General features: G+C 61.5%; 7 protein-coding genes. 6 read left to right on the top strand and 1 reads right to left on the bottom strand.

The genetic code is table 11. The features are described 5' to 3' along the window. Positions 1-47: 47 nt before the first annotated feature. Entirely contained in the window at positions 48-4,655 is a 4,608-nt protein-coding gene (locus J7E24_RS17865) for a translocation/assembly module TamB domain-containing protein (RefSeq protein ID WP_215136248.1), read from the bottom strand. A gap of 238 nt (positions 4,656-4,893) precedes the next feature. Here J7E24_RS17865 and tsaD point away from each other — a divergent pair, with 238 nt between their 5' ends. From tsaD to J7E24_RS06310, 6 genes are all read left to right on the top strand, one after another. Next, complete coding sequence (tsaD, locus tag J7E24_RS06285; protein ID WP_215136250.1) at positions 4,894-5,898, top strand: tRNA (adenosine(37)-N6)-threonylcarbamoyltransferase complex transferase subunit TsaD; 1,005 nt, start codon at positions 4,894-4,896, stop codon at positions 5,896-5,898. Between the two features lie 202 nt (positions 5,899-6,100). After that, the gene (locus J7E24_RS06290) at positions 6,101-6,514 is read left to right on the top strand and encodes a thioesterase family protein (protein ID WP_215136252.1); all 414 of its coding nucleotides are present in this window, start codon (positions 6,101-6,103) and stop codon (positions 6,512-6,514) included. Positions 6,515-6,587: 73 nt separating this feature from the next. Further along, entirely contained in the window at positions 6,588-8,051 is a 1,464-nt protein-coding gene (locus J7E24_RS06295) for a hypothetical protein (protein ID WP_215136254.1), read from the top strand. A gap of 136 nt (positions 8,052-8,187) precedes the next feature. Next, positions 8,188-8,661, top strand: a complete 474-nt coding sequence (gene smpB, locus J7E24_RS06300) for an SsrA-binding protein SmpB (protein ID WP_215136256.1) — start codon at positions 8,188-8,190, stop codon at positions 8,659-8,661. 9 nt (positions 8,662-8,670) lie between these two features. Next, positions 8,671-9,474: a C40 family peptidase gene (locus J7E24_RS17870; RefSeq protein WP_317195617.1), complete on the top strand. Its 804-nt coding sequence runs from the start codon at positions 8,671-8,673 to the stop codon at positions 9,472-9,474. Positions 9,475-9,698: 224 nt separating this feature from the next. Beyond that, complete coding sequence (locus J7E24_RS06310; protein WP_176906549.1) at positions 9,699-10,193, top strand: HNH endonuclease; 495 nt, start codon at positions 9,699-9,701, stop codon at positions 10,191-10,193. Positions 10,194-10,496 lie beyond the last annotated feature (303 nt).

A 10,496-nucleotide genomic window follows, 5' to 3' on the forward strand; every position in this document is an offset into this window, starting at 1 on the left:
GCCGCGCTTCGCTCGCAATGACATTCTTTGTACCCCCAGTCACTCAGTCATATCTCCATGCGCGGGTCGTTGTCTACCTGCAGCTCGCGGGCCTTGCGGGCGTCCCGGTCGCGGCGGCTCAGGCGCTTGCGGGCAAACAGCTCGCGGAAGGTGTCGAACTGCTCGGTGTGCAGCAGCGAGATGCCGGCGCGGGCCTGGTTTACGCCCTGGCCCAGGCCGGTGAAGTCGCGCGGGGTGGTTTCGTAGCGCAGCTTGGCCCGGAACTTCCCATCGGGGCGCAGGTAGTACTCCAGGCTCAAATCACCGATAACCGAGTTCTGGCCCGTGCCCACCGGCACGCCGCCCGGGGTGGTGCCGGTGCCGGTGTTGCTGCCGAAGCTGCCGTCGCGGGTAATGCGCAGGCGGCCGTTGAGGAAGGAGTAGCTCAGCCGCAGCTGCAGGGCCGCCAGGTCGTCGGCCGAGAGGCCGTTAATGTTGAAGCTGATTTCCAGGTTGGGGTCAATCTGCGAGGTCAGCAGGCCGAGCTGAGTGCTCAGAATCTGGCCCAGGCTGTTGCCCAGCGCGTTGTTGCCACCCTCCAAGCGGGCCACGGCCAGCGAGCCGGGCGGCGTTAGCTGCCGGAACACTACCAGGCTGAACACCTGCCGATTGAGCTCCTGCTCATCGTTGCGGATGGCCGACAGAAAGTAAGCCAGATCACCTTCCAGCGAGGAGGGAATGTCGTTGAATTCGAGGTTGAGCCTGATGATAGGCTGCAGAATCGGGCCGGTCAGGTTCATGACGGCCGTAACGGGCACCAGCGAGGTATTGGGGGCCGTGTTGCTGGTCTGGGGGAGCACGGGGGCCAGGCTGGTGCGCTGGGTATAGGTAGCGGTTACGTTCAGCTCGCCGGCCAGCGGGTCGCCGTTCCAGGCAATGGTGCCGCCGGGCCGCACCACAAATTCCTTGTTTACCAGGCCCTGCAGCGTGAAATTATAGGCCCCCCGCACAATTTCCACCTGTCCGTACATGTTGAAGTCGCCGCGGGTATCGATGTTGAGCCGCAGCTGGCCGGTGGCCGTGCCGCGCATAATGTCGCCGGTGCTTTCATCCAGCAACAGTTCCACGTAAGCGTCGGGCGTAATGTCGAGGTTCATATTCAGCCGCAGGCCCGACAAATCAACCTTACCGCTGGTAGCGCCCTTGGGGTTCTGGGCCGCCAGCACCGCCCGGGCCGAGTCGGAGAGGTTGCGGTTGACGAACTTGATGTAGCTGGCCTGCTCGGCCTTGGCGGCGTTATCAAACGGCAGCGACATGCGTGTGCCGGCCTCGCTGCGGGCCGTTACGTTAATGAACAGGTTGTTGGAAGGGCCGCGCACCACGGCCGTGCCCGTGGCGTAGGCCTGCCCGAAGTACAGCTCGTTGTCGCGGCGGGTGGTATTGAGCACTTGCAGCTTGCGGAACGAGGCGCTCAGGTCCAGCCGCATATTCTGGAAGCCCCGTTGGTAAATGTTGCCGTTAATGACGCCCGAATTGCCCTGCGGGTCGCGCAGCGTAATGTTCTGAAGCGCAATCCGGTCTTCTAAAAACCGGATGCGGTCGGCAAACCGGTAGGTGGTACCCAGGTAAATGAACGTCATTTGCCCGTCCGTCACGTCGATGTTGCCGGTGAGCACGGGGGCCGCAAACAGCCCGTTCACGCGCAGCGTACCCACGCCGGTGCCGCTCACATCCTTAAACAGCGTGCTCAGAAAGGGCTCGGCCAGCTTAATGGGCGTCTGCTCCAGCACGCCGCTCAGGTTAAGCTGCTGGGTGTCGGAGCCGGGCGCGATGTAGCCGGTTACGGCCAGCACCCGGCGGGCGTCGCGGGCCACATCGAGGTTCACGTTGAGCCGGGCCAGGGCGTTGTCCCAGTCGCCGCGGCCCTCTACATCACCAATCAGCGTCTGGTCCAGGGTCAGCGAATCCACTTTCAGCGTCGAGTTGATAACCAGCGGGCCGAACACGCCGCTAACGGTTCCCAGCGCATTCACCCGGCCCCCGAATTTCTGGGTGCCGGTGAGGCCGTTAAGCGTGGCCAGCTCGAAGTTGCTGACCGTGAGAGCCAGCGGCCGGTCCGGGTTCTGCGAGATAAAGCCCTGCGCACTCACGCTTTGCTCGCCGTTGCTGAGCGTCACGTTCCGGAAGTCCAGCTCGCGGCCGCCGCCCGAAATCACCAGCGAGTTGTCGGGCGCAATCGTCCAGTTCTTGCCCAGCAAATTCACGCCCGACTGCCGGAAGATGATTTGTACGGCGTCTTCCAGGAACACCAGCGCCCCGTTTATCTGGGCCTTGTTGGTGGTGCCGGTCTGGGCCAGGGCGGTCGAGAAGTTGATTTTTTCCTGGTCCCACACGCCTTCCACGTAAAAATTCTCGGTTCGGCCCAACCCTGGCAGCCGCTGCCGCTCGGAGGTAACGCTGGCCTGCGCCAGAATCTCGGGCTGATAGGGCAGCTTGGACGTCGTCAGGTCCACATCGGCGTTGAATACCTGCACGCTGTCGTATTGCACGCGGGCCACCTGCCCCCCGAGCTGGAAAATGGAGGTCTGCCCGTTGCGGAACGAGCCATCGAAGCGGGTGGAGTCGGCAATGCTGAGCTGGGGCACAAACAAGTGCAGCACCGGATTAAACCGCTTTAAATAGAGGTTAAGACCAATTTGGTAATCGGGCAGCGGCTGCTGGCGCTTGCGGCGGTAGTAGGCGGCAATGGCCTCGTCGTTGCTTTCAAAGTTGAGCTTGTACTCCTGCACCAGCGTTTTCACGTCGCGGATAACGGTGCTGGGCGTAAAGTCGCCGGCCAGGCCCAGGTTGAGCACTTCCGAGCGCACCTGCACCTGGCGCTGCCCGGCCTCCAGTTGGCTCACTATATCAAGCGTATCGATATTTACGGTGCGGCCTGCATAGCCCACGCGCGAGTTGCGCAGGCGGGCGTAGCCGAGCAGCGCATCGAGGCGCAGACCCTGAAATTTCACGTCGGCGGTGGTGGCCACCGTTACACTTTGGTTGGTGAGGCCGAGGGCCCGCAAATCGGCCTTCTGCACCCGGGCCCGCAGGTCGAATGCCTGCTCGCGGGGCCGCAGGTTAATGGTGCCGTCGGCGTCGAACCTCAGGTTGGGGTCGTTGGCGGCAATTTTACCCGTGAACGAGCGGCGGCTAAACACGCCGTTGGTGACAATGTTGCGGTAACGGTAGCCGTTGAGCCAGATACTTTGCACGTTGGCGTTGGCCGTGAGGCGCAGGCTGCTGGCCTCGAAGCCCACGCCTTCTACCCGGCCGTTAAACGCCACGTCGCGCACCACCCGCTCGTCGCCCAGCAGCTTACCCAGCTGGAAGCCGCTGGTGCGCAGCTTGCCCTCGTAGGTCGAATAGCGCGGGTTGTCTTTGATCTTGAGGTTGACGTCGGAGGTGATGTTGCCCAGGGCCGTCTGAAACGAGCCGTTGGCCACAAAGTCGTTGTAGAAACCCAGAAACTGGCCGTTCAGCTTCACTGTACCCAGCCGCTGCACGTAGGGCCAGCCCTGGGCCGGAATGTAGCGCTTCAAATCGGTGCCGCGCAGCACCGAGGGCTGCAGCCGCATCACAATAAAGCTCTCCTTGAAGTTGGGCAGGCCTTCCACGTTGATGTCGCCGCGTACCCGCGACCCTTCCCCGTAGTTGATGTCGAGGTTTTTGGTGGTGAAGTTGCGCACGTAGCCCTTCGCCTGCCCCGAAATAAGGATGGTTTCGTTTAGGTCGCGCACGCTGGGCTGGGGCGCAAACTTGGCAATATCATCGGAGTAAATCCGGCTGGGCTCCAGCCGGGCAATCACCTTCACCGAGTCGTTGAAGCTGGTGAAATTGAGGAAACGGTTGAATTCAAAGCGCAGGTAATCGTGGATTTTACTTTCGCCCACCCGCAGCATCAACTTATCAAACTCCCAGAATTTATCGGCATACGTCATGTTCGCCGTCAACTCGCGCAGGCGAGTACCTGAAGGCGTGTCCACGGTGCGCAGGCCCGTAATGTTGGCATGGATGGAGTCGCCCCGCAGCCAGAGCTGGTCGGCATCGGCGTAGATGCTGTCGAGCCGCATGTGGGCATAATCCATGGTGCGGCCGTACTCCGGAATGCGCGGCACATCCTGGCGCTCCAGCACAAACTGCCCGTTGCGCAAACTCAGGGCCTGAATCTGGAAATCGAAGGGCTTGCTGACCTTGGTGGTGTCGGAGGGGCCCAGCAGCCGCTTCATGGAGCTGATGAACTGGTCGAGCGTGGTCGAGTCGGGGTTGTTTTTGTAGGTAACCAGATGAAAGCGCGGCTCCTCCAGCGTCAGGCGCCCCACGTGCAGGTGGTTGGGCCGGAAGATGCTGAAGAGCCTGATGTCGGCGTCGGCCCGGCCGATGTTGAACAGCTCGTTGCCACGCTTATCGAGCACCCGCACGCCTTCGAGCAGCACCCGCGAAAAGGGCCGCACGTCCACGCGGTTCACCAGCACTTTCTGGCCGAGCTTTTCGCTGAGCATCAGCGCCGCCCGCTGGGCCAGGTTGGTTTGCACACTTGGCACCCGCAAAGCCACCAGCGCGCCCACCACGGCCAGCACCAGCAGCAGCAGCAGGCCAAACAGCACTTTCAGTATAATGGAGAGAAACCGGGGCACGAGGCAAAGTTAGGAGCTTCTGGGGAAGCTCGGAGTCAGTGATTATAATAGATGGGGAGAGAACAACGAAGCAGCAGCACGATGTAGGGACGGGGCTTGTCCCCGCCCGCCGTTCGCGCCGCTGCAACGGTAATTGTTCAACGGTTGCCGTTCAATGGCAGGCGAGGACAAGCCCCGCCCCTACGTCGTACTGCTGCTTCGTTGTAGTTTTGCTTCTAAATTCTAACTTCTTTAAAATATGCCTACCATTCTCGCCATCGAATCTTCTTGCGACGACACCTCGGCGGCCGTGCTCGTTGATGGCGAAATGCGCTCCAATGTGGTGGCCACGCAGCAGGTACACATGCAGTACGGCGGCGTAGTGCCCGAGTTGGCCTCGCGCGCCCACCAGCAGCACCTGGTGCCGGTGGTAGCTGCCGCCCTCCAGCAGGCCGGTATCACCAAGTCTGACCTCGATGCGGTGGCCTTCACGCAAGGGCCGGGGCTGCTGGGCTCCTTACTGGTAGGCGGTATGTTCGCCAAAACGCTGGCCCTGGCTTTGGGCAAACCGCTGATTGCCGTCAACCACATGCGGGCCCACATTCTGGCCCACTTTATTGAGGAGCCCCGGCCCGAGTTTCCGTTCCTATGCCTTACCGTGAGTGGCGGCCACACCCAGCTGGTGGTAGTGCGCGGGCCGCTGGATATGGAAATTATCGGCCAGACCATCGACGATGCGGCTGGCGAGGCCTTCGACAAAACGGCCAAGCTACTCGGGCTTCCCTATCCCGGCGGCCCCCACCTCGACAAGCTGGCCCGCCAGGGCGACCCGCTGCGTTTCCCGTTCCCGGTGGGTGCTATGCCGGGCTACGATTTCAGCTTCAGCGGCCTGAAAACTGCCGTGCTTTACTTCCTGAAAAAGGAAACCGCTAAAAACTCCGAGTTCGTGGAGCAGAATCTGGCCGACCTTTGCGCCAGCATCCAGCACACCATCATCCAGACGCTGCTGCGCCAACTGCGCCGCGCCGCCGCCGACCAGCAGCTAATCCAGATTGCCCTGGCCGGTGGCGTGGCCGCCAACAGCGGTCTGCGCCAGGCCCTGCAGGACGAGGCCGCTGCCCAGGGCTGGCAGGTGTTCATTCCGGCCTTCCAGTATTGCACCGACAACGCCGCCATGGTGGCCCGCACCGCCCAGTTCCAGTACGAAGCCGGTGACTTTGCCGACCAGCTGGTAAGCTCCGACCCGCGGCTGAAGCTGGCGTAAATTCAGTTGTCAGTTGTCAGTTGTCAGTTGTCAGTTGTCAGTTGTCAGTTGTCAGTGGGAACGTCATGCTGAGCGCAGCGGAGCGAGGTCGAAGCATCTCTACCGCTTCGTTGCAGCCGACAGAGTTAGTGTTGCGGTAGAGATGCTTCGACTCCGCTCAACATGACGTTCCCACTGACAACTAACAACTAACAACTAAAAAATGACCAACCCCTTCCGGCCCGGCGATGCGCAGACGTACCAACTGACCGTGACGGCCGCCGACTTTGCGGTGCTCAACGGTCGGCTGATTCATCCGGTACTCAGCACGTTTGCGCTGGGGCAGGCGCTGGAATGGACCAGCCGGCAGTTTGTGGAGCAGATGCTGGAAGCAGGGGAGGAGGGCATCGGTACGCTGCTGACGGTGGAGCACCGGGGTCCGGCCTTCGAGGGGGAAACAGTGGAATTTCGGGCGGTGTTTGAGGAGCTGTGCGGCACCGAACTGCTGTGCCGCCTGGAGGCCCGGGTGGGCGAGCGGCTGGTAGCTACCGGCCGCACCGGCCAGCGCATCGTCAATAGCGAGAGGCTGCAGGCCCGTTTTCGGGAGTTGCGGGGCCAAGGTTCGATGAAGGCGTAGTATCGGCCTTTTTCTCGGCATCAGCAGGAAGCCGCGTATGTTTGCCTGCCGAAAATCCTCTCGTCGTTTCTTCATGCCCCTTTCTTCGCCGTCCGTCCGTTTGCTGCCCCCGCGCTTCTACCACGCAACTCTGTTGGTTGTACTGGCGCTGCTTGGGGCTTCGCTGATGGGCCGCTACGCTCACTTCGATGATGCATGGTCAGCAGAAGAGGCTTTCTGGCTGCTGCGCGACGGGTATGTGCACTCGGAGCTGTTTCGGGGGTTTGGGGGCTGGGAAAACCGGCTCTACATCTTTCATAAAGGCTACATCTACCTGATGGCGGCCGAACTGGCGGTACTGGGCGAAAGTCTGGTAGCCGTGAAGTCGGTGGCCCTGATTTCGGCGGCTGCCACGCTGGGGCTGCTGCTGCGCTACTTTAAGGCCGCGCCCGCCGAGGCCCGCTGGCTGGCGGCGCTGCTGTACGTGGGCTGCGGCTCGGTGATGCTATTCGGCTTTGCGGGCCGGCCCGAAACAACGGTGGCACTCTGCGGCTTCGCTTCATATCTGGTGCTGCACCAGGCCAACGGCCGCTTGGGCTGGCTGGCGGCCGCCGGGGCGCTGGCCGGGCTGGCCGGGCTGGTGCACCCAAATGGCACGTTGTATATGGCGGCCGGGGCTCTGTGGCTGATCTGGTACCGGGCTGGCTGGCGGGCGCTGTTCGGCTTCTCGGTACCCGCCGCGGCAGTGCTGGCGCTGTTTGCGCTCGATGCCGCTTTGGTGGGCGAGCTGCCCGTGCTGGCCGACCAGTTCGTGAACTACCCGGTGGTGGCCCCCAACCTGCACCTGAGCGATAAGCTGCAGGTAATGGCCCGATACCACAGCATTTTCTTTCATAGCGCCGGCGAAATAGCGCTTTCGGCGCTGGCGCTTGTGGCCTTGGTGCTGGCCTGGTGGAGCCGTCGTGCTACTGCCGGAGCGCCACCGCTGCCTGCGCCGGTTTTGCGCTACACGGCATTGCTGATGGGCCTGTTCTGGCTGCTCACCAAAAGCCCTACGGCCTACTACTACCTGCTGTTCGTGCCGTTTCTGGTGGTACTGGTGGTGGAAATAGCCCTGTCGGCCGGGTACTGGAGGCCGGGGGCGCGGCGGGTATTGCTGGCGCTGGTGGTGCTGTATCCGATGGGCACGCTGGCCCAGTTGCTGTACGTGCGCCAGCTCAACCAGCGTAGCCCCGATATTATGGCCCTCAATGCCCGACTGGCTGCCCAGATGCCCATGCGCGGTGCCAAAGTCATTGCGCCGCTCGACTTTATCTTCGGGCAGATTGACAACTACCGGATTCGGGGCCTAACTTTCCTGACTGCCCCGACCACGCCGCTCGACTCAGTTTTTGCCCGCGCTGCCACCGACTCGGTGCAATACATCATTCCCGACTACAACACCAGCAACGACGTCTACCATATTCCGCCAACTGCCCCGGCCCGCATCGGCAAGTACCAGCGTGTATACCAGGACCAGTGGCGGGCGCTGTACGAGCGGCAGCCCGGTCAGCCGTAAGGTTGGGCCAAGCATCAGGCGGCGCACCCTCCAACCCCCGGCGGCAGCCCGCCGTTAAGCCTTTTTTATGTTCCTTGCGCGGCGGCAAGGCCCCCGAGCCATTTTCGGGGCGGGCCGCTGCCAGCCTTTTTATCCTATGGCCCACGCCAAAGACGACAAACCCAAGCACATCAACATCCAGAACCGCCGCGCCCGGTTCGAATACGCCTTTCTGGTCAACTATACCGCCGGCATCGTGCTGAAGGGCACCGAAATCAAGAGCATCCGCGTGGGCAGCGTGCAGCTGGCCGACGGGTTCTGCGTGTTCCACCCCGACGGTAGCCTGTGGGCCCACAACATCACCATTGCCCAGTACACCGAAGGCACCTATAACAACCACGAGCCCACCCGTCCCCGCAAACTACTGCTCAACAAGCGCGAGCTAAAGCAGCTGGCCGGCAAAAACCAGGAGCAGGGCCTCACCATCATTCCGGTGCGCCTGTTCGTGAGCGACCGGGGGTTTGCCAAGCTCGAAATTGCACTGGCCAAGGGCAAAAAGCTCTTCGACAAGCGCGACGACCTGAAAGCCAAAGACCAGAAGCGCGAGATGGACCGCGCCCGTGACTTTTAATAGACCATTGTGGAACACGGAATTTGCGCCCTAAGCGCCGTGCCGGTGCGGGCCGAAGCCACCGACAAGGCCGAAATTGTTACCCAGCTTATTTTTGGTGAGTGCTACTCGGTGCTGCTCGTGCAGGGCAACTGGCTACAGGTGCGCCTCGCCGCCGACCAGTACGTGGGTTGGATGGATGCCAAGCAGCACCGCCCCGTAACGGCCGGCTACTTCCGGCGCTGGCAGGCCGAAGACCACCCCCGCACCCTCGATGTGGTGCAGATGGTGAGCGACGACAGCACCAAAATGCCCGTTACGCTGGGTACCCGGCTGCCGTTTTTCGATGGTATGACGCTGCACCTCGGCGACCAGCCCTACTTCTACAATGGCTCGGCCACCAACCCGCGCAACGGCCACGGCCCCCAGGGCCCCGCCGAGGTGCGCCTGAAACTGCTGCAGAAAATGGCTCTGCAGTACCTGAAAGCGCCCTACCTCTGGGGCGGTAAAACCCTGTTCGGTATCGATTGCTCGGGCCTCGTACAACAGCTATATGGCCTAGTGGGCGTGCAGCTCCCGCGCGATGCCCACCAGCAGATTGAGGCCGGCCAGCCGGTGCATTTTGTGGCTCAGACCCGCCCCGGCGACCTCGCCTTCTTCGATAATGCCGAAGGTCGCATTGTGCATGTGGGTATATTACTAGACGACCAGCAAATTCTGCACGCCAGTGGCGAAGTTCGCATCGATCCGCTCGACCACAACGGCATCTTCCGTCGCGACCAGCAGCGCTACAGCCACAAGCTCCGCCTTATTAAACGCATCCTGAGCGAGTAACAGGGACGAAGAACTGTGTAACAGAGGTCATTCAGAGCGGGGCGAGGAACCATGCAAGCGCTAGTATTCCTGTCGAAGGAGGTAGCCATTGCTCGCGCGGTTCCTCGCTTTGCTTTGAATAACCTCTTCGCCCACCAAGCCGCAACCAGAACAGGTTTCCTGTTGTTAATGCGCTTAGAATCATCTAGCTTTCAGCCAGGGTAGGTTCTTTTTCTCCGCGCTGTATGGACCACAAGGTGCTTGTATTGAACGGCGACTACACGGCCATCACGCTGTGTAGCGTCCAGAAGGCTTTCGTACTACTTTATCTGGAGAAGGCCGAGCTTATTGCCAAGTCGGAGCACGGTGTGCTGCGGACCGTAAGCCGGGCGTACCCCAAGCCCAGCATCATCCGGCTGCAGCGCTACGTGCGCGTGCCCTACAAAGGCATTGCCCTCAGCCGCCACAACGTAATGAAGCGCGACAATTTCGAGTGCCAGTACTGCGGCTCCACCAAAAACCTCACCCTCGACCACGTCATCCCCCGAAGCAGGGGCGGCGACTCCAGCTGGAGCAATCTGCTCACGGCCTGCTCGCGCTGCAACCACGCCAAGGGCCACCACACCCCCCAGGAAGCAGGTCTCACCATTCGGCAGCAGCCCAAAAAGCCCACCCTCACCGGTTTCCTAAAGCTCAGCGCCGGTACCCTCGACCAAAACTGGCATCCGTATCTACAATAAACCCGGCCAGCCGCAAGGCTTCCGGGTTTTTTAGTGGAGTTCCCTTAGAAGCATCCGAATCGATCAGCATGACGGGCTGTAGACTTTTTACACGGCTTCAGGGACAGAAAACAGGCAGGGTTATCATCTCAATGATGATAACCCTGCCTGTTTTCTACTTAACTCAAGTTATGGAGGTCGATGTAGGGGCGGGGCTTATCCCCGCCCGCCGTTGAACGATTACCATTGAACAGAATCGTTGAAACGGTGCGAGCGGCGGGCGGGGACAAGCCCCGCCCCCCCCCTCGATTTCCGTTCCTGTGT

The organism is Hymenobacter sp. ISL-91 (genome assembly GCF_018613725.1).
Classification (GTDB): domain Bacteria; phylum Bacteroidota; class Bacteroidia; order Cytophagales; family Hymenobacteraceae; genus Hymenobacter.